Source organism: Bacteroides xylanisolvens (assembly GCF_018289135.1).
In the GTDB taxonomy this organism is placed as follows: Bacteria; Bacteroidota; Bacteroidia; order Bacteroidales; family Bacteroidaceae; genus Bacteroides; species Bacteroides xylanisolvens.
In genome coordinates this window covers 3,860,961-3,882,413 of sequence record NZ_CP072216.1, presented here as the reverse complement: position 1 = coordinate 3,882,413, position 21,453 = coordinate 3,860,961, and the positions used below count along the sequence as shown (strand labels likewise).

15 protein-coding genes are annotated in these 21,453 nt (G+C 41.5%); 9 read left to right on the top strand and 6 right to left on the bottom strand.

Annotated elements, in window-relative coordinates; genetic code table 11:
- Positions 1-11: 11 nt before the first annotated feature.
- The 6 genes from INE92_RS16575 (at position 12) to INE92_RS16550 (ending at position 11,554) form a co-directional block, all read left to right on the top strand.
- A complete protein-coding gene (locus tag INE92_RS16575; protein WP_004316159.1) occupies positions 12-1,787 on the top strand; it encodes a RagB/SusD family nutrient uptake outer membrane protein in 1,776 nt (591 codons plus the stop codon).
- A 52-nt stretch (positions 1,788-1,839) separates the two neighbouring features.
- Positions 1,840-3,300: a right-handed parallel beta-helix repeat-containing protein gene (locus tag INE92_RS16570; RefSeq protein ID WP_008642682.1), complete on the top strand. Its 1,461-nt coding sequence runs from the start codon at positions 1,840-1,842 to the stop codon at positions 3,298-3,300.
- Positions 3,301-3,322: 22 nt separating this feature from the next.
- Positions 3,323-4,222, top strand: coding sequence for a fimbrillin family protein (locus INE92_RS16565; protein ID WP_008642684.1), 900 nt, complete (start codon positions 3,323-3,325; stop codon positions 4,220-4,222).
- Between the two features lie 17 nt (positions 4,223-4,239).
- Positions 4,240-6,468, top strand: a complete 2,229-nt coding sequence (locus INE92_RS16560; protein ID WP_015531731.1) for a fimbrillin family protein — start codon at positions 4,240-4,242, stop codon at positions 6,466-6,468.
- 27 nt (positions 6,469-6,495) lie between these two features.
- Entirely contained in the window at positions 6,496-7,398 is a 903-nt protein-coding gene (locus tag INE92_RS16555) for a glycerophosphodiester phosphodiesterase family protein (protein WP_195436381.1), read from the top strand.
- A gap of 175 nt (positions 7,399-7,573) precedes the next feature.
- A complete protein-coding gene (locus INE92_RS16550; RefSeq protein WP_004313437.1) occupies positions 7,574-11,554 on the top strand; it encodes a hybrid sensor histidine kinase/response regulator transcription factor in 3,981 nt (1,326 codons plus the stop codon).
- A 208-nt stretch (positions 11,555-11,762) separates the two neighbouring features.
- Here the strand turns inward: INE92_RS16550 and INE92_RS16545 are convergent, their stop codons facing one another.
- Complete coding sequence (locus INE92_RS16545) at positions 11,763-12,173, bottom strand: DUF1016 N-terminal domain-containing protein (RefSeq protein WP_195436380.1); 411 nt, start codon at positions 12,171-12,173, stop codon at positions 11,763-11,765.
- Between the two features lie 79 nt (positions 12,174-12,252).
- Here INE92_RS16545 and INE92_RS16540 point away from each other — a divergent pair, with 79 nt between their 5' ends.
- Positions 12,253-12,441, top strand: a complete 189-nt coding sequence (locus INE92_RS16540; protein ID WP_008645720.1) for a hypothetical protein — start codon at positions 12,253-12,255, stop codon at positions 12,439-12,441.
- 88 nt (positions 12,442-12,529) lie between these two features.
- Here the strand turns inward: INE92_RS16540 and INE92_RS16535 are convergent, their stop codons facing one another.
- The 3 genes from INE92_RS16535 to INE92_RS16525 are packed head-to-tail and all read right to left on the bottom strand — an operon-like array spanning position 12,530 to position 16,137.
- Positions 12,530-13,717: a porin gene (locus INE92_RS16535; RefSeq protein WP_195436379.1), complete on the bottom strand. Its 1,188-nt coding sequence runs from the start codon at positions 13,715-13,717 to the stop codon at positions 12,530-12,532.
- A gap of 15 nt (positions 13,718-13,732) precedes the next feature.
- Entirely contained in the window at positions 13,733-14,791 is a 1,059-nt protein-coding gene (gene ansB / locus INE92_RS16530) for an L-asparaginase 2 (protein WP_008023076.1), read from the bottom strand.
- A 35-nt stretch (positions 14,792-14,826) separates the two neighbouring features.
- A complete protein-coding gene (locus INE92_RS16525) occupies positions 14,827-16,137 on the bottom strand; it encodes an anaerobic C4-dicarboxylate transporter family protein (RefSeq protein WP_004313440.1) in 1,311 nt (436 codons plus the stop codon).
- A gap of 177 nt (positions 16,138-16,314) precedes the next feature.
- Between INE92_RS16525 and INE92_RS16520 the strand changes: the two genes are divergently transcribed.
- Positions 16,315-17,748: an aspartate ammonia-lyase gene (locus INE92_RS16520; protein ID WP_008645722.1), complete on the top strand. Its 1,434-nt coding sequence runs from the start codon at positions 16,315-16,317 to the stop codon at positions 17,746-17,748.
- Positions 17,749-17,969: 221 nt separating this feature from the next.
- Positions 17,970-19,340 (top strand): FAD-dependent oxidoreductase, encoded by a 1,371-nt coding sequence (locus INE92_RS16515; protein ID WP_008645723.1) that lies wholly within the window; start codon positions 17,970-17,972, stop codon positions 19,338-19,340.
- 622 nt (positions 19,341-19,962) lie between these two features.
- Here INE92_RS16515 and INE92_RS16510 read toward each other — a convergent pair.
- Together INE92_RS16510 and INE92_RS16505 are read right to left on the bottom strand one after the other, a co-directional pair.
- Positions 19,963-20,820 (bottom strand): IS3 family transposase, encoded by an 858-nt coding sequence (locus tag INE92_RS16510; protein ID WP_015533000.1) that lies wholly within the window; start codon positions 20,818-20,820, stop codon positions 19,963-19,965.
- 35 nt (positions 20,821-20,855) lie between these two features.
- Positions 20,856-21,236: a transposase gene (locus tag INE92_RS16505; RefSeq protein ID WP_211421185.1), complete on the bottom strand. Its 381-nt coding sequence runs from the start codon at positions 21,234-21,236 to the stop codon at positions 20,856-20,858.
- Positions 21,237-21,453: the final 217 nt, after the last annotated feature.

Below are 21,453 nucleotides of genomic sequence, written 5' to 3'. Positions count from 1 at the left end.
AAAAGACGATTATGAAAATAACAAAATATATCATTGGATTAGGGATAATGGCAGGTACAGTCATTAGTTTGCCATCCTGTACAGATCTGTCGGAAACGGTGTATGATCAGGTCATGTCTCAAAACTATTATAATACCAAACAGGATGTTATCAACGCCGTTTTTCGTCCGTTTGAGCATATCTATGAATCCATTGTCAGACGTCATGAACACGAAGAACTGACAGGGGATCAGTTGATAACGCCTACTCGGGGAACTTGGTGGTATGATGGCGGTAAATGGGAAAAATATCATTATCATCAATACGATGACATTAATCAGGAAGACTGGACAAACGAGTGGGAAGGCATGTATGGCGGTATCGGTCAATGCAATCTGGTGTTGGATGATTTGTCTCAATTGAATCCTTCTAAATTTAATTTAAGTGACAGTGAGTTTGATAGTTTTAAAGCGCAACTACGTTGTATGAGAGCTTACTGTTATCTTCGCCTGCTTAATAGTTACCGTAATTGTATCTTAACTACGACTTCTGACCAAGCGGTCAATGAACAGCCGGAAAACCGGAAGCAGGTATCTCCACAGGTTATGTTTGATTTTATCGAAAGTGAGTTGAGAGATGTCTGTCTGGTAGCTTTACCTTCCAAAATCGGACAATCTGGTAATGGCGGTCAACAAGGACAATTTACTAAAGCGGGGGCTGCTGCATTGCTGGTACGTCTTTATTTAAATGCGGAAAAGTGGATTGGACAGCCTAAATGGCAGGAATGTATTGATATGTGTGAGCGTATTACCGGAGGAGAATTCGGCTATTATGCAATCGCTGATAACTGGTACGAACCTTTTGACTGGAATAATGAAATGTGTAATGAAGTAATCCTCGGTTTTCCCGGTTCTTATGGACTGACTAGCTGGCATCTGAAAAATGATAAGAGAACAGTTTACGGGCGGGCCCTTCCTTATGGTTGTGAGAAATACCTGAAAATTGAAGGAGATGGCAGCCGAAATCCCAAATATGCACTTTCGCCAAGTTATAATAACCAGCAACCACGTGCATTGTTTGATTATGAATTGGGCATGGTTACGCAGAAATTCGCCAAGTATGCGGGCGATAAACGTTATAAACAATATGTAAATACGAGTAATAATACACGGGAAGGTATGTTCTTCATGGAAGGGAAAATAGCTAATTCCAGTATTAGTGGGGGATATGCCAAGAATCCGGATAATCAATATGTCCTTTACCTACTTGATCAAGTGGGACGTTTTGAAGGTAACGCAGAATCCGGTTATATTGCCAACCCGAATTATCAGGAGTCTAAACTGGGAAACGGAGATTTCAACTCGGGGCTTTACTGTGTGAAGTATCCTTTCTATCCGTTTGATGGAGGATATTTTATAGAGTCGGATTATACGGAAATCCGTTTGGCGGAGATTATTTATTCGCAGGCGGAATGCCTTCTTCGTCTCGGACAGGCAGGCGAGGCCGGCAAGCTGTTGAACAGCGTGCGTAAACGCAACTATGAAAACTTTACTGCAGATATCGCTTATCAGCCGGAAGGTAACGTGGTACTTGATCTAAAAGAAATGCTTGATGAATGGGGGCGGGAATTTCTTGCGGAGAGCCGTCGTCGTACGGATTTGATCCGCTTCGGAAGATTTCAGGATGCATGGTGGGACAAGAAACGGGATGCAGATACTCATTATGAATTGTTCCCGTTTTCACAGACCCAATTGGAGCAGAATGAATATCTGAAACAGAATCCCGGTTATCCGGATATTGCCCGTTAAGCGGTGAACTGTAATTATTTCAATTTAGTGTACAAGTTTAAAATGAAGAAAAATGAAAAATAAGTTGCTCACAATATCAAAGATTGGGCTTTTGGCCTTCACTATTTTAGTGAGCCAGGCGTGTCAGGAAGATTATGAGATGGTTGATCCTCCGATGATTACTGATTATGATGATGATCTGGATGAAGAAGTTGTCTTGCAAAAAGGACTGGAAAGTTATTTTGTAACTCAATTCGGTGAAGGGGACATGGATGGTACTTCATGGGATCAGGCAATGGATGTAGCTGGTTTTCGCAAATTATTGAGTGGATCTATCGATCTGTCCAAGAGTACTATTTACATGAGCCAGGGAAAATATGTGATGTCCGAGACCGGAGGACTCGGGGTGATTATCCGCAAAGACATTAAAGCGATCAAAGGAGGATATAGTTTGTTGAGCGAAGGGACAGATCTGACTAATCGTCGTATTGATACGTATAAGACAGTGATCAGCGGAGATGTAAACGGTAATAATCAGGCTGATTCCGGTGATTGCGGACTATTGTTGGTGAAAGGAGGGATTATTGGGATTGAAGGAGTTACTTTTCAATATGGGTACCTTTCTAATAATGATGCCAAGTCTAACGAGTGTGGTAGCGGAATTTATATCAATGGTAACGTCAATAGCACCTCTGTCGAATTAACGGATTGTATTATCAGGGATTGTAAAACGGAAGCTGTCAACGGGCAAGGAGGAGTAGCGGGAGGTACAGCTATTCTTATTGCTTCCGGGAGCTCGAAACTGAACAATGTGAAGTTTCTGGATAATGCGGCGGATAGCCGTGGCGGAGCAATACGGTGTAACAGCAATAAGGCTGTTGTGTTTATGAATAATTGCCTGATAACTGGCAATTCAGTAAGAGAACTTTTTGGGGTCGGTATTCAGATATCATCGGGACATATTTGTATGAATAACACAACCATTGTCGGAAATCCGGGAAAAGGTGCTGCTTTAAACGGGGGAGGTAGTTTCATGCTCGCTAATAGTACGATTGTAGGGCATGATATTGATCAGGAGTATGGCGCCTTTCGATGTGAAACCTCTATTGATGGTGATACTAAGTTTATTAATAACCTGTTGATTTCCGAGAATTCTACCGCTCCAAGCTTCATTTTGAATGGAGCGAATAAAGAAGCTTACTCCATGGGATATAACTTGTATCAGCGAGTTAATAATTTCACAATGGACGTTTCTGATACTGCTTATCCTACCCTTGTGAATGGCAACCTGACGGAAGAGGGTGTTTATAAGTGGAATATTGACCAGATCGGACAGGTGGGTGGTTATGCTACCAAACAAGCTGTAATCAATGCTGTGAAAAGTTTCAATCCTGCTGCTTCTCCTATGGTTAATTTAGGTGAGGTATTCGTGGAATGGATGGGTGAAGATGCTTTCGGATTGGATCAGCGTGGCGTGACACGCAATCCTGATAAGATGCAAATGGGAGCTTATGATGCTGTATTGTCCAACTGAATCTTTAAAAAGTAATTGTGATATGAAAAACAAATTTTATATAATGACCGCTTTGGTCATTAGTCTGACAGGCTGTTCAAACATTGAAGACGGGACGCAGCCGACCGGCAACTTTCCCGAAGATCATATAATCCGTATTGTGACAGAAGTGAATGCGCCTGTGTCGCGTGCCGGATATGATGCAAGTAATCTGGAGAGTTTTGGACTGATCATTCATAACAGTGAAAACATTGCTTATGATTATAATTCGCAAATGGTAAAATCTAATAATGACTGGAATACGGCGGACGGGCAACAAATGCTTTGGGATAATGCAAGAACTCCGGTAACAGTAGTGGCGTATGCTCCTTACATTTCGGAAGCTAGTTTAGACACTCCGTTAGCTATCAACATACAAAGCAACCAAACTACTGAAGAAAATGTGATTGCTTCTGATTTCCTGTTGACTAAATCAATAGTTGATCCGAAACAGGATCTCACCGCAGATGGTAGATTGAAAGTTACTTTGGATCATGCCATGAGCAAGCTGATTATAAAAGTGACGGTAAATAATGGTATGGAAGATGCGGCGATCAGTAAACTGGGCGATATGGCTGTAAATGGTACAATAGCGGGTGGTATTTGTGATTTGTCAGTGCCGGAACCGGTAGTCATTCCACGGGAAGATGCTGTAGCTACAACTATCGCCCCCTATAAGGGTACGGATGGGTATGAATGCATTCTTCTCCCGCAAACAATAATAGAAGGCTTTTCTGTCAATTTCAGTTATGACGGAAAATTGTATATATGGACTGCCGAAGAGCCCATTGAGTTGCAAAAGGGAGTAGAGCATACGCTGACACTGAATGTAAATGAAACGGCACGGTTGGCTACCATGCAAATGAAATATCGGGCAACCGGTCAGATTATCGATCAGAAATAAAAAGGAGGAGATGAGTTATGAAAATTACTAAACATATATTGGCTGCATGTATATTAACGGGTATGGCAGCTTGTGATACGGATAAAGAGATAGCCGTGTTCAATGAAGACTCCGGTGCAATCAAGATCAATGCTGTTATTGATGCTGCATATACCCGTAGTAATCCTACAGGAACAAATGAACAGCAAATGCAATTTAATAATGGAGACCAGATTCTGTTGAGTTGCGAAGATGGTAGTGTGACTTATATGTTGTCTGGAGGGCAATGGGCTCCTACGGATAACTATTATCTTAGGTGGGGAAATGAACCTGTTACTTATTCTGCCTTTTATCCGGTGACTGAAGGAACAAGCGTAGCCAACTTCTCTCTTCCTATTAATCAGCAGAGTTTGGAAAATCTGGCGAGCGCAGACTACATGACTTGCACAGTAGAAGATGCTATAAATGAGGGATCAGGTGTCCTTCATCTGAATATGAACCGGAGAATGGCGAAAGTTATCATGACATTGGACGATATAGACTCACAAAGTAAAGCTCTAGGAGTTAAAATCGGTTCCTATCAGGGATATACGGACGGAAATGTTTCATCGGGAACTGCACTTGTTTCACCGTATGTCACCATTCCTGAAGGAGGGAAAGCCGGACAAAGCGGATGTAAATATACGGCGATCGTAGCTCCGGGAACTGCAAATCCTAATAGTACTTTCGTTTCTTTAAATTACAAGGGGGAAGATCTGGTATTGCCGGGCATTCCTGCAATAAAGGCCGGATTTTGTTATGAATTTACTTTGAAAGTAGAAGGTTCGGTCATTAGATTGAGTGAACCGATTGTCACTCCATGGGAGACTGGTACAATCAATGGGGGAGATGCAACGGAATTGCAATTGGACGCTTATTATGTGAAAGAGCATGCTACAGGGAATGCTACCGGTATGGATTGGGATAATGCAATGGGAGTAGACGGGTTACGCAATCTATTGAGAACTAACACTAACAGTGCGATCACGACTGCGAATGCTAAGAAATTGGATGGTAAGAATATCTATGTGGCAGGCGGTACCTATTTGATAGCAGATCAGGAAGCCGGTCTGAAAATAGAGTATAGCGGATATAGTAAACAAGTCGAAATAAAGGTTGTGTGTGGATATGATCCTCAAAGTACCCGGAAGGATTTAAGCAAGCGTGATCCTGTCCGGTATCTGACTACTTTCACAGGAGATGCAAATAATAACGGCATTGCGGATGCGGGTGATTATTCCTTGTTTACATTAGGAAACCAGATAGATATTACATTTGAAGGTTGTACGTTCTCTTGCGGTTATCATCCCAATGAGAAAATAAATGGCTATAGTGGTGGATTCCTGATTGCGAATGGTAGCAGTGGCAATGCAACATTACAGTTGAATCATTGTATCATTGAAAAGTGCTATAATGCGGGAGTAAATGGTTCAGGTGAGGCTGGTGGTTCCGGTATATTCATGTATAAGGGGACAGCCAAACTAAATCATGTGCAGTTGAGAAACAACAAGGCATCTTCGCGTGGAGGCGCAATTCGTGTCAATGACAGTGGGAGTATTCTTTTTATGAATAATTGCTCCATTACAGGCAATGAAGGCGGACAGTTCGGTTATGCTATTCAAATGTCAAACGGTCATTTATGTATGAATAATACAACTGTTACCAATAATAGTGGTAGAGATGGAACCATTAACGGCGCGGGGAGTATGTTGATTGTAAACTCTACCATTATCGAGGATGGTGCTCAAAATAGCGGGGCTGTTATTCGTTGTGAATCCTGGCCGGCCCGGCAATCATTCTTGATGAATAATATCATCCTGAATAAAAATGCAGCTAATCCGGTTGTTGAAATGTCCGGTGATGATACTCGCCATTTGACATCCAAAGGGTATAATCTGATGGGCGGTACGATCATGCCTGCATCAACCAACAAGTTTACAACATCAGAGTTTGATAAGTATAACAGTACGATTAGCTCTTTAAATGTCGTATGGGATGCCAATCGTTCTGTCTATACTTGGGACGGGAATGTGAATGAGTTTACCCGGACTGCTGCCGACGCTGTTAAGAATGCGATCACAACCGGCTTTAAACCGGATAGTTGTCCTTTCCAGAATTTAGGTGAGGAGTTTGGAAAATGGTTGGATGAGATGGATGCTTTTTCCACTGACCAGTTGGGGAATCCGCGTGATAAAAATGCGATGTGGCCGGGAGCTTATCAAGAATAATGATACAATTTATTTAAACGAATGACAATGAAAAACTACAAACTGATATGGTTAGGGATATTCTGTTGTTTGCAACCTCTTATATTGTTTGCGCAACGGGGAGAAATGATCCGTAAGGCATTTTTAGATCCGAAGTTCGATCAGGTGTTAGTCGTGGCACACCGGGGGAACTGGCGGAGTGCACCGGAAAATTCCGTAGCGGCAATTGATAGTGCCATACAAATGGGAGTGGATATTGTGGAGATTGATATTCACAAGACTAAAGACGGACAATTAATATTGATGCACGATGACCGTGTAGACCGGACAACCAATGGTAAAGGATTGATTAAGGATTATACATTGGCAGAAATCAAGAAGTTGAAACTGAAAGATAAGGATGGAAATCTGACAGAACATATTGTTCCAACATTGGAAGAGGCATTGTTGGCAGGCAAAGGTCAGATTATGTTTAACTTGGATAAGGCGTATTCTGTGTTTGACGAGGTATACGCTGTGCTCGAGAAAACCGGAACTGCCAGTTTGGTGATAATGAAAGGAGGCCAGCCGGTGGAAACTGTCAAAAGTGAGTTTGGAGATTATCTGGATAAAGTGATTTACATACCGGTGATAGGACTTGACGGAAAGGATGGCGAAAAGAAGGTCAGGGACTATATGACACAGCTGCATCCTGCTGCCTTCGAATTGGTTTATTCGGATTCTTCCAGTCCTTTGCCTCGAAAAGTGAAATCGATTATTCTGGGAAAGAGTCGGATTTGGTACAATACGTTGTGGGCTTCTCTTGCGGGAGGGCATGAAGACGATCAGGCTTTAAAAGATCCGGATGGAAACTATGGATATCTGATTGAAGAGCTGGGGGCACGGATTCTCCAGACTGATCGTCCGGGGTTCATGCTGGATTATTTGAGAAAAAAGGGATTACACGATTAATTGTCTGAAGACAATGAGGTAAATGTATTGTTTGGCACACAGATAACGTCGATGAGATCAATAGACGTTATCTGTGTTGTTTTTATCTATTCTCCAAGTGAAAATAATTTTGAGATTTGGCTTGGGTTACTAAAATAGCTATATTTGACTCGCTGAATCGACATGGGTATATAATATGAAAAAAGCAATAATAGCATTTATCAGTCTTATTATTTTTTGTATTGAGCCATTAATGGCATCTGCAGAGTTTTCTTTTAAGAAATATCAAGTAGAAAACGGATTGTCTCATAACACAACTTGGTGTGCAATTCAAGATAGTTATGGCTTTTTATGGATAGGTACGAGTAATGGGTTGAACTGCTATTATGGTAGCGGAAATAAAATTTATCGGAATGTTCTAAATGACAAATATTCTTTAGGGAACAACTTTGTCGGTTCTTTGATGGAAGAGGGTGAAGACCTTTGGATAGGAACAAGTTCCGGGCTATACATTTATGATCGCTCTGACGATCATTTCTTGTATTTTGATAAGACAACTAAATATGGAGTATTCATTAGTTGCGAAGTCAAGAAAATCGTAAAAACTAAAAATGGTTTGATTTGGATAGCTACTTTGGGACAAGGCATCTTTATTTATGATCCGGTAAAAGACGTTCTGACTCAAAATAGTATCCGGACTTTTTTTGCCTGGGATATTTGCCAAGGTACGGATTCTCTTGTCTATGTCTCTTCTATGCAGGAGGGATTATTGTGCTTTGATGAACAAGGAACTTTTCTGCAAAGTTATCCGGTTTCATTCGAATTGAATATTGGCAATCAGAGGATTAACTGTCTCCATAGTATTGATCATGAAATTTGGTGCGGTGTGGGGACGAATTCGTTAGGGTGCTATCAGGAAGGAAGTCAGGAATTAAAAATATATAATACGTCTGCAGAGAGTTTCAGTTCTATTCTTTGTCTGATGGACTATAACGGGAAAGAAATGCTGGTTGGTACAGACAATGGCATTTATTTATTTGACCGTGAGCGTAAGACATTTCGTAGGGGAGACTCTCCGTTTGGTTTATGGGCTTTGAGCGATCCGACTGTACACGCGATGATGCGGGATAATGAAGGTACACTTTGGGTAATGACTAATTCCGGTGGAATAAATTACATGTCTAAACAGTCGAAGCGTTTTTCTACTTATTCTCTGTCTTTGACGGGGATGGAAAAAGCAGATAAGGAGATAGGACCTTTCTGTGAAGATCGGGAGAAGAATGTTTGGGTGGGAACCCGGAATGGATTGTGGTTTTTCAATTCACAAACTCATTCTTTTCATGAGTATTTTTTGAAGAAATCAAATATAAAATACGATATACGTAGTTTGTTGTTGGAGGGCGATAATCTTTGGGTAGGAACTTATGCTGAAGGATTGCATGTGTTAAATCTGAAGACAGGGAATATTAAAAGTTATACTTATTCCCGTGATATTCCGAATACACTTTGCAGTAATGATGTATTAAGCCTTTTTAAAGATCGTAAAGGAGAAATCTTTGTCGGAACAAGCTGGGGATTATGTCGTTATAATCCACAATCGGATAATTTTATAACTGTGATAAATGTCGGTGCTATGGCTTCTGTAACTGACATCTATGAGGATATGTACAATAATCTTTGGATTGCGACTTCAAATCGCGGCGTTTTCTGTTATAATACAGTTGGTGAAGAGTGGAAACATTTTGAACATATCCGGGAGGACCTGACTACTATTACGAGTAACTCCGTGATAACATTATTTGAAGATAGGAAAGGTACGATGTGGTTTGGGACCAATGGTGGAGGATTATGCTCTTTTTCCAAAGAAACAGAAACTTTTGTTGATTTTGATCCGGAAAATATATGGTTACCGGATAAGGTTATTTATTCGATAGAGCAGGATCTGGCCGGCAACTTTTGGATTTCCTGTAATTCCGGGTTATATCAGTTTAATCCTGCAGATAAGAATAAGAACTGTCTTTTTACTATAAATGACGGTTTGCAGGGGAATCAGTTCACAGCGCAATCTTCATTAGCTTCATCGACTGGAAAGATGTATTTTGGAGGAGTGAACGGATTTAATGTTTTTGAACCGAAAGAATTTACAGATAACACCTATCTTCCTCCTGTTTATGTTATAAATATCAGTTTCCCTAATTTGAATAATGAGCGGGAAGTGAGGCGGTTGCTCCGGTTGGATAAGCCTTTTTATACTGTTGATAAAATAAAATTACCTTATGAGAATAACAGTTTTACAATTCGTTTTGCGATACTTAGCTATGAAGATCCTCTTAGAAATCGTTATGCGTATATCTTGAACGGAGTAGATAAGGAATGGATTAACAACTCTTCTAATAATACAGCTTCCTATACCAACCTTCCTCCGGGAGAATATGAGTTTTTGGTTCGTGGTTCAAATAATGACCATTATTGGACTGAAAAGGCAATTTCTTTATGGATTGTGGTTACTCCTCCCTGGTGGCGGACTACTATTGCTTATGTGGTATATGCATTGTTGTTACTTGCTGCTATCGTATTTCTTGGTTGGCGTTGGAATTTGTATGTCAGGCGTAAGTATAAACGTCGGATGGAGGAGTATCAGACTACCAAAGAAAAAGAAATGTATAAATCGAAAATCAATTTCTTTATTAATTTGGTACATGAAATACGAACTCCGCTAAGTTTGATTCGTTTGCCGTTGGAGAAATTGAGAGAAGAGGAAATCAAAGGGAAAGAGAATAAGTATATTTCTGTAATAGAAAAGAATGTAGATTATCTATTGGGAATCATCAATCAGTTACTTGATTTTCAGAAGTTGGAAAGTAGTGCTTTGCAGTTGAATTTGAAGAAATGCAATGTTAATGCATTGGTCAGTGATATTTTTAATCAATTCTGCGGTTCTGCGGAGTTGAGAGGACTGACATTACATCTTTGTTTGCCTCATGAAGAGATTAACATGATGATTGATTCGGAAAAGATGAGTAAGATTCTGGTAAATTTGATAGGGAATGCGATGAAATATGCGAAATCCAGAATTGAATTGAAGGTATTATCAGTAGATGACGAGGTGAGGATAGAGGTCACTGATGATGGTCCCGGTATTCCGGAGGACCAACGCGATAAAATATTTCAAGCTTTTTATCAATTGCCTGATGATCCTGTGGCATCATCTAAGGGTACTGGGATTGGTTTGGCATTTGCAAGGTCTTTGGCAGAAGCCCATCATGGAAGTTTGTTTCTGGAAAATAGTTCCGAGGGCGGTGCTTCATTTGTATTATCTTTACCATTGGGAACTGTAGAAACAGAAGATGTATCTGATGAATTGACTGAAACGGATGCTGTAGATGTTGGAGAAGAGGTGACTTCTGTTTCTGAATTTGCTAATAGGAGATTCACTGTTTTATTGGTGGAGGATAATCTTGAATTGTTAAATCTAACTCGGGAAGCTTTAAGTACTTGGTTTAGGGTGATACGTGCCGGTAATGGAAAAGAAGCATTGGAAATACTCACACGCCAGAGTGTGGATGTTATTGTCAGTGATGTTATGATGCCTGAAATGGATGGACTTGAACTTTGTAATCATGTAAAATCCGATATGGCTTATTCTCATATTCCTGTTATTTTGCTGACTGCAAAAACGACATTGGAATCTAAAGTGGAAGGACTTGAAAGTGGTGCTGATGTATATCTTGAGAAACCGTTTTCTGTTAAGCAGCTCTATAAACAGATCGAGAATTTATTAAAACTGCGATTGGCGTTTCATAAACAGATGACGGACATCACAATTGGTTCATCTTCTTCACTTTCGGATTTTGCTATTTCTCAAAAAGATGTAGAATTTATAGACAAGATCAATGCAATTTTATCGGAGCAGGTTATTAATGAAAATTATTCAATTGATATATTGGCAGATCAAATGAATATGAGTCATTCTAATCTTTACCGGAAGATGAAAGGTTTGTTTGGTATGCCTCCTAATAACTATGTGAAGAACTTCCGCTTAAACAAAGCAGCTGAATTAATTGCAAATGGTGTTCGCATAGCTGAGGCAGCAGAACGGTTAGGCTTTGCTTCTTCTTCCCATTTTGCAAAATGTTTTAAAGAGAAGTTCGGAATGTTGCCAAAAGATTATAAATAACAAGTCTTTTCATGATGGGAAAAATGATGGGAGGGTAGATGAAGTTTAAAAATGCAAGAAGTATACCGTAGTAATATTTTTTATCCATTCGTTTTATATTCTTGACTCCGGGAAAATCGTAATTGCACATAAACCAGTCACTTTCGCCCCTCGAATTTGCAGCGTTTTTGAATCTCCCGCATCTAAACTAACGTGAGTTCGATATAATTTAGAACATTACAAATTGTCCATAGTTCTTTGTATATATTATAGAACAATGATTACTAAAAAGCGTTAAAGGATTCTTTATGATGTCATCTGGTTTATTGATCGTTTGCCCCTCTTGTGCTAAACACAAGACTGAATCTTTGTCTTTGCTGAGAGCCAAACGCTCATACAGGCTTGAATTATATTGCCGCTGCAATTGACGTACACTCCAATTTTGTTTCTGAGACTCAATTTCGTAAAATCTGCGTTCTTCATCAGATTCAATGCGCATTAATATCAAATAGTGAGACCATGAAAGCGTAAACGGATATTCCCTAGTTGATTTTATGGGGCTTTCGGTGAGTTTTTGAATTTGGTCAACGCTGTTGTTCCAATCTCTTTTGTCGAGTATGTTGAGAAAAATTTGCGACATCTTTTCAATGTTTTGTGTATTGGGTCAAAAAGAAGTTGTATATTTGTTCATCAATATCTAGTCTCAATATAGGTAATCTATGGAATTCATCACATCAACACATTTGAAGCAATGGGCTGACACAAAAGAATGTCAGTCTCTCTTGCCAGAATTGATGAGACGGCTTATCTGTGCTTCCGTGAAGCAGTTGAATAGACTGTCTTTCCCCAGTGGGGATGCTGTGCATATGCCTGAATGGGCCGGAGCAGATACCTGGGTTCTGATTTAAAAAGACCGAACATATAAGAATACCCGATAACTGTTGTAAGAAGCTATCGGGTATTTTTTTATTGTCAGCCCGGTTTCTTGCTTTAGAATTAGAATACAGGCATCTGCCAGATAAATCCTACAGAAATACGGTTAGTACTATAATTCTCCTGTCCCAGCACCTTGGCGCGGGAAGTGAAATCATACGAACGTCCCACGTAGGTAACAAAGAAGTGCAGATTGGTTTCCATCGGGTAATATTCGATACCGCCCAGATATCCCCAGGAAGTACGGTAATTTCCCTTCTCTATTCCCTCGGACGCCTTGCCTACGGAAGCCCTCTCGTACATACCCTTCACAAAAACATTCCATTTCGGAAGAAAGCGGTAATTACATTTGGCAACAACCGAAAGATAGTTAGCATCAAAAGCGTTATGCCCGCCCGGACGGCCTACGATACTGGTAATAATACCTTTGCGGTCAATGTCCTCTTTTGAATACATGAAATCGACAAAAGCATTCCATTTGCCGAGATTCAACTCGTTACCTAAAGCATAATAATACATATTGTGACTTTTGGCCTCGTTCATGATAGAAGCCGACCAACGGGTCTTGAATACGTTATTGAAATTACCATTCCAGTTCAAAGTATAAACCAGCGGCATTTTGCCGGATTTCAGATCGGGAAGATTTCCTTCGGCATCTTCCGTTATTCCGTAAGTGCTGTCGAACGAACTGTTGCGGCTGTTCAGTATTTGCAGGTTAAGTTGCTGTTCGGGAGTAATGTTATAACCTACATTCAGTCCGGTCATAAAGTTACTCATATAGTCGATCATATCGCTGTACTGATAGATGTCGATAGGATTGAGGTCGAATTCGATACCACCGTATGCGGCACATTGCTTTCCTGCGAAGAGACTGAACTGGTCATTCAGTTTGATACCGATTCCGGCATAGTCGATGGAAGTAGGCAGATTGTCAATCATGCCGTTTGCATCGTTCGAGCGGTTGAGGCGCTGGCGATAGCGGTAAGAAAGCCAGTTGTTGATATTTCCTTTGGCTTCGATGCGGAACTGGTGCATATTAAAGTCACCTTCCTGAAAACCATTTTGGAAATGAGCGTCAAAGCTTCCTTGCATATTCAGATAAAGATTGAACTTATCTGTCTTCTTTTTTACGTCTGTCAGTTCTTCAAACAGGGGAGTGTTCGGGTTGAATTTATCCTTCTTCTCCGTTTTTTGAGCATATACTCCCTGTATGCTGCCCGCGAGGAGCAACATAAATATCCATTTTTTCATAAGTAGGTCAGGCTTTTAGTATTCGTTAAAATATTGCTGAATTTGTTTCCAGTCAGTTGTTTTGGTTAGTGCAAGCATTAACAAAACGCGTGATTTCTGCGGATTCAGTTCCTGTGAAGCCACAAACTGATATTTGGCGTCGTCTACCTCTGCATCCAGTGTGGTAGGACCTGTCGGGACACGGGAAGAACGGACTACAAGGATTCCTTTCTGACGGGCGTCTGTCAGTACCGGGAAGATATTCTGATGGATATTTCCATTTCCTACTCCTGCATGGATAATGCCTTTATAGCCGTTGTTGAGCATCGGAGTGACCATATCTGCTTCGATGTTGGAATAGCTGTATACGATACCTACTTTAGGAAGTGCGTTCAGATGAGTAACATCGAAAACGGATTGGGTGGTATGTTTTTTTAGCGTCACCTGATTGTAGAATACTTTTCCGTTCAACACATAACCCAGCGCGCCGGAGTTGGGAGCTTGGAAAGTTTGCACGTCGACCGTGTTCATTTTAACCGTACTCTGTGCTCCAAGGATCAGTCCGTTCATGGCAACCAGTACTCCTTTGTCTTTGGATTCTTTTGCGGCGGCGGTAACTACGGCGTTATAAAGATTCAACGGGCCGTCGGCACTTAGAGCCGTAGACGGACGCATGGCACCTACCAGTACCACCGGTTTGTCACTTTTAACGGTCAGGTTCAAGAAGTAGGCTGTTTCTTCCATCGTATCGGTTCCGTGAGTAATCACGATGCCGTCGATGTCCGGGCGTTTCAATAGTTCGTTTATTTTTTTGGCAAGCGTCAGCCAAACCTGGTCGTTCATGTCCTGCGAACCGATTTTGACAATCTGTTCTCCGGTCACGTTGGCGATGTCCTTAATTTCGGGCACGGCATCAAGTAGTGCGCCGATGGCAACTTGTCCTGCTGTGTAGCTGGTTCCGGTAGCTGAACTTCCTGTGCCTGCAATCGTTCCTCCGGTGGCAAGGATATGAATGTTCGGTTTGGCGGCAAATGCCATTGTTACAGAAAATAGTAGTGTGACTACTACCAGTCCAAAGCTTTTGAATTGTTTCATAACTGAATGATGTTTAGGTTAATAATATATGTATATTAAAATATTTGTATAAAGAGCAGTCCCAGGGCAATGGCAACAATCGTCGATACCAAGCCGGGCATCATGAACGAATGATTCAACACATACTTGCCGATTTTTGTTGTCCCGGTACGGTCGAAATTGATGGCGGCCACTACGGTAGGGTAATTCGGAATAAAGAAATATCCGTTCACTGCCGGAAACAAGGCGATCAGCATATAAGGCGAAATCCCCAACGCAATGCCCAGAGGCACAAGTGCCCGAACTGTGGCAGCCTGGCTGTATAGTAGAATAGACATCACAAACAGCGCGACACCAAACAGCCACGGCATTTGTTGCACGATCCCTTCAATAGAAAGAGTTAGCTGTCCCATATTTCCCTGAAGGAAGGTATCTCCCATCCAGGCAATACCGAAGATGGCAATCACTGCCTGCATACCTGCCGGAAATACGGAACCTTGTGTTGCTTTGATTCCGTCGGTCTTGGTCACTAACAGGATAATGGCAGCAGCCGATAACATCACGATTTCGATGATGGAAGACATTCCTAATGTAACTATTTCCCCGTCGATCAGGAAACTGGGGCGCATTCCTTCAAAAGAACCGAAGAGTACGATAAACGCAGTTGCCAATATAAAGATAAGGACGGAAATCATAGCGGAACGTTTGTTCTTCACATCTTTAATCTCTATCTTTTTATTGTTGAACAGTCCTTCTTTCAGACGTTTCTGATATTCGGGGTCTTCCACCAGCTCTTTACCGACTTTCATAGAGAATAAAGCACCGACCAACACGCCGACAATGGTAGCGGGAATCGTAATTTTGAGAATGTCGAACAGGGTAATATCGAATCCGGCTAAGAGTCCGAGAAGTGCTACGGTAGCCGCGGAAATCGGACTTGCTGTAATGGCCTGTTGGGAAGCAATGACGGCAATACCTAACGGACGTTCCGGACGGATTTTGGTTTCGGTGGCAACCTCCGCGATGACCGGCAACACAGAATAGGCGACGTGTCCCGTTCCGGCTACAAAAGTAAACAGGTAAGTCACCAGCGGACTAAGCAAGGTGACGTGTGAAGGATTCTTACGAAGCAAATGTTCTGCCAGTTTCACCATATAGTCCAGTCCGCCGGCTGCTTGCATACAGGAAGCAGCCGAAATCACAGCGGCAATCATTAACATAACGTCGATAGGAGGCGCGGTGGGTTGTAAACCAAAAACGAACGTAAGTATAGCCAATCCAACTCCTCCCATCACGCCGAGGCCGATACCTCCCAAGCGTGCGCCAATAATAATAGCTGTCAGAACAAATGCTAATTGTAATATCATAAGATGCTGTTTTAAGTTCTCAACAAAGATAAGTGATTTCTCTCTTTGTATTTTCTTTTTCTTGTATTAACAACAAAAAAGTCTTTGAATAGTTTTTGCATATTTATTAAAACAATAACTAAACTCATTGGTTATTATAAGAACTAACGAAACTGTTATTATTATAAAACAACCGATATGGAACAAAATTTATCAAAAAAAACTCGTACGGAGAGTGACCTGATAGGTAGTCGTGAAGTGCCGGAAAGTGCACTGTACGGAGTACAGACGCTCCGCGGTATCGAAAACTTTCGCATCAGTAAGTTTCATTTAAATGAGTACCCTTTGTTTATCCAGGCATTGGCTATCACAAAGATGGGAGCCGCCGTTGCCAACCGCGAACTGGACTTATTAACCGAAGAACAAACGGATGCTATCTTGAGAGCTTGTAAAGAAATACTTGAAGGAAAGCATCACGAACAGTTCCCCGTAGATATGATTCAGGGAGGAGCGGGTACTACCACGAACATGAATATCAATGAAGTGGTTGCCAACCGGGCATTGGAATTGATGGGGCATCAGCGCGGAGAGTATCAATACTGTTCGCCTAACGATCATGTCAACCGCTCGCAATCTACCAACGATGCTTATCCCACCGCCATCCACATTGGACTCTATTACACTCATTTGAAATTAGTTAAGCATTTCGAGGTGTTGATAGAGGCTTTCCGGAAGAAAGGAAATGAGTTTGCGCATATCATCAAAATGGGACGTACCCAACTGGAAGATGCCGTACCAATGACTCTCGGACAGACCTTCAACGGGTTTGCGAGTATTCTTGAACATGAAGTGAAGAATCTTGATTTTGCCGCGCAGGACTTTCTGACAGTCAACATGGGAGCCACAGCCATCGGAACCGGAATCACCGCCGAACCGGAATATGCGGAGAAGTGTATTGCCGCTTTGCGCAAGATTACGGGACTGGATATAAAACTAGCCGATGATTTGGTGGGGGCCACTTCGGACACTTCCTGCATGGTAGGTTATTCGGGAGCGATGAGGCGTATAGCTGTCAAAATGAATAAGATATGCAATGACTTGCGGTTGCTGGCTTCCGGTCCGCGTTGCGGATTGGGCGAAATTAATCTGCCGGCTATGCAACCGGGCTCATCCATCATGCCGGGAAAAGTGAACCCGGTGATTCCTGAAGTGATGAATCAGGTGGCTTATAAGGTGATAGGAAATGATCTTTGTGTGGCTATGAGTGGCGAAGCCGCTCAAATGGAGCTGAATGCGATGGAGCCGGTGATGGCGCAATGCTGTTTCGAGTCTGCCGACTTGTTGATGAATGGCTTCGATACCTTGCGTACGTTATGCATCGACGGCATTACAGCCAATGAAGAAAAATGCCGGAGAGATGTGCACAACAGCATTGGCGTAGTGACAGCCCTGAATCCGGTGATTGGTTATAAAAATTCTACTAAGATAGCTAAAGAAGCATTGGAAACAGGAAAGGGAGTGTATGAACTTGTTTTGGAACATAATATCCTTTCCAAGAAAGATTTGGATACCATTCTGGAACCTGAAAATATGATTAAACCAGTCAAACTGGATATTCATCCCAACCGTTGATAGATAGTAAGTGGGAATCGATTCAATAGGGAAATCGCCGGGCAGGTCACTGATCTGCTCCGGCGATTTTGATTATTTGTTACTTTTATTCTATATGGGAATAATTGCTAACTTATCCGGTAAAATAGTTATTGTTCATTACTTTAAAAACAGTGAACTTTGCAACATCATTAGTTATGAACTTAACAAGTAAATTTAGAACCAATTAAAACTATATGGATATGAATGCATTTGACGTTATTATTATCGGTTTTGGCAAGGGAGGGAAGACTCTTGCGGCAGAGTTTGCAAAGCGTGGGCGAAAAGTTGCCATTGTTGAACGTTCGGATAAAATGTATGGAGGAACGTGTATTAATATTGGCTGTATTCCGACCAAGACATTGGTTCATCAGGCTAAAATTGCTTCCGGTATGAAAGACGCTACATTTGAAGAAAGGAGTGAGTTCTATCGCAATGCCATTTCTGTGAAAGAGGCTGTGACAAGTGCATTGAGAAATAAGAATTACCATAACCTGGCAGATAATCCCAATGTAACAGTCTATACAGGTGTAGGTTCTTTTGTCTCTTCCGATGTGGTTTCTGTCCGTACATCTACTGAAGAAATAATGCTGACATCGAAGCAAATCATTATCAATACGGGAGCAGAAACAGTTATTCCTCCCATTGAGGGAGTTGCAGGTAATCCGTTGGTTTATACAAGTACCTCAATCATGGAATTGACCGAGCTTCCCCGCCGGCTGGTTATTATCGGTGGCGGTTACATCGGTTTGGAGTTTGCGTCTATGTATGCTTCGTTCGGTTCACAGGTGACCGTACTCGAAAGTTATCCTGAACTGATTGTGCGTGAAGACCGGGATATTGCTGCAAGTGTAAAAGAAACATTAGAGAAAAAAGGCATTGTTTTTCGAATGAATGCAAAGGTTCAATCTGTGAAACATATCGAAGATGGAGCAGTCGTTGTTTTTTCTGATTCACAAACTGGTGAGGTGGTGGAACTTGAAGCTGATGCTGTATTGCTGGCTACAGGACGCCGGCCGAACACGAAAGATCTGAATTTGGAAGTGGCCGGAGTGGAGACGGATGCACGCGGAGCGATCATTGTGGATGAATACCTGAAAACAACCCAACCGAATATACGTGCCGTTGGTGATGTGAAAGGTGGTTTGCAGTTCACTTATATTTCATTGGATGATTACCGGATTATCCGGGAGGATCTGTTTGGCGATAAAGAACGGACAACCAATGATCGCAATCCGGTTAGCTACTCTGTTTTTATTGATCCTCCATTAGCACGTATCGGATTGAATGAAGAAGAGGCCCGTAAGCAGAATTTGGATATTATTATCAAGAAATTACCCGTTATGGCGATACCAAGAGCGAAAACATTGGGAGAAACGGATGGCCTTTTGAAAGCTGTCATTGATAAGAATACGGGAAAAATATTGGGCTGTATGCTGTTTGCGCCTGATTCCAGCGAAGTAATCAATATAGTTGCTGTTGCAATGAAGACAGGTCAGGATTATACTTTCCTGCGTGACTTCATTTTTACTCATCCTAGTATGAGCGAGGCGTTAAATGATTTGTTTTCATAGTAGTAAGAATGAGTATAATCTTCTCCCATAAAGTTTAAAAAACATCAAAGTATCTGCCACCTGCAACAAAACGCTTGTAATGTATTAGTAAATAGGCAGTTGGAGCGTTGCAGATACCTGTTGCAGATACGTTGCAGATAAAGTATCTGCAACGCATAATATAACTGAAGAAAGGCCCTTGATTTCCTTATGTAAAGCTATGGGAGGTTCATGGTATCCCTATAAGGAGACTGCAGTATCTACGTACGGAAACTGCGGTATCCATACATGGACACTGTCGTTTCCTGCCTTGGAAACTGCGGTTTCCCGCCTCGGAACTCTAGTTTCCTACGCTGGAAACCGACGTTTGCTTGCTTGGATGTGTACTGTACTGGATTTAGTTGACAACTTCGTTTGTTATACCTAAGTTAGTTAACTCAATATATTTTAAAACCTAAATAAGTTTACTTGTCCCTTTGTAATTCCTTAATAAGTTGTCATATTAAAGATGTTGCAAACATATGTATCTTTTCTTATAAATGCAAGACTTCGGGCTGTAAACTTCATTAAACAACAAAAACTCTTCGCTCGGGGATCGCCCTCGCGGCAAGGGGCGGGAGCACCCGTCCCGACGAGCGGGACTTCAACTACCTTTTTCCGCGTACTTACGAATATGTTCCATCGGTGTTTTCATTTGTATACCTTGATGGGGTCGAACATAATTGTATGCATATATGGCGTCGCTTATACGTTTATCCAACTGTTCAAAGCTGTCATCTTCGCAGTCAAACAACCACCCATTCTTGATCGTGTTATTCATCCGTTCAGCCAGGGCATTATGTAGCGGATCTCCACACTGCGTCATACTAATATTGATATGATGTTTCTTGAGCATATCCACATACAGGTTTGAGCAGTATTGCACTCCCCGGTCAGAATGGTGTATGAGACTACTCAAATCAACATTGTATCTGTTGTAAAAGTCTATAGCCATCCTCAGTGCCTTTAAGGGACCTTCCGCTTCAAGTGTTTTGCACAGGGCATATCCAACTATCGCCCGACTGCCCGCATCGGTAAGAAGAGACAGGTAAGCCCATCCCTGGTACGTGGCAACATAGGTTATGTCCGCTACAACCATTGAACCGAATGTGTCAGCTACAAATTTAGGAGTAACATTTAGCAAGTCCGGATAAATGTAATAATTATGATTAGAATTTGTTGTCTTTGGTCTCACATGTCTGACACGTTGACACAGGCCATTAGCACGAAAAATATTATAGCATTGATCACGCCCAATGACCATCCTGACACCAAACTTGCGGAGACAGCATGCATAGAGTTCACGTATACCAGCCTTAGGCATAAGTTTACGTAACTCATTACAATACAACACAATGCTTGATGTGAGGATGTCTATTTCCTTTTTTCTGTTGACATGCTTATAATAACCTTGTCTGGTTATGCCGAAGTAATCACAGAGGAACTGTAGCCTACCGCGCATATGACGGGCAGAGTTCCCCTGTGACAAGGTATCGATTACTTGGCATCGGAGTTTTTTCGAACCTTGATGTGATAGGTTGACTCAGCAAGATTTATTAATTCCTCACAAGCTTCATGACGAAGACTTTCCTCCTGAAGAGTACGCTGAAGTTTGCGATTTTCGGCACGCAATGCAGCGAGTTCTTTCTCCAGTTCATTGAGAGACTCAGCAGAGTATTTGTTGAAAGAGGGGTGGTCTGTACTCATAACTTTATCATTTATATGATACTTATCAAGCCAAAGAATCAGCAGACGACGGCAAATACCGGTACGTTTGGCAAACTGATACTTCGTTTCCGAAGTAGATAAATACTCACGAATATAAGACATTCGTTCGGATTCTGTGTAAGGAGTGTACTTCTTTTTTAATTCTTTCATGGGAATTTCGCATTTAAGAAGTGTCAACTTATTTAGTACACTACAATGAGAGTAAAAGTTACTCTCATCTTACTATCATACTTACTCTCATACCTGTAACTCCGATGAATAAAGGCTTTTTAAACGATTGATGAGAGTATGAGAGTAAAATTGCTTATTTATTTTTATTGGTGACGGATTTCGGTAATCAGAAATAAGAAACAGGATTATATTTTAT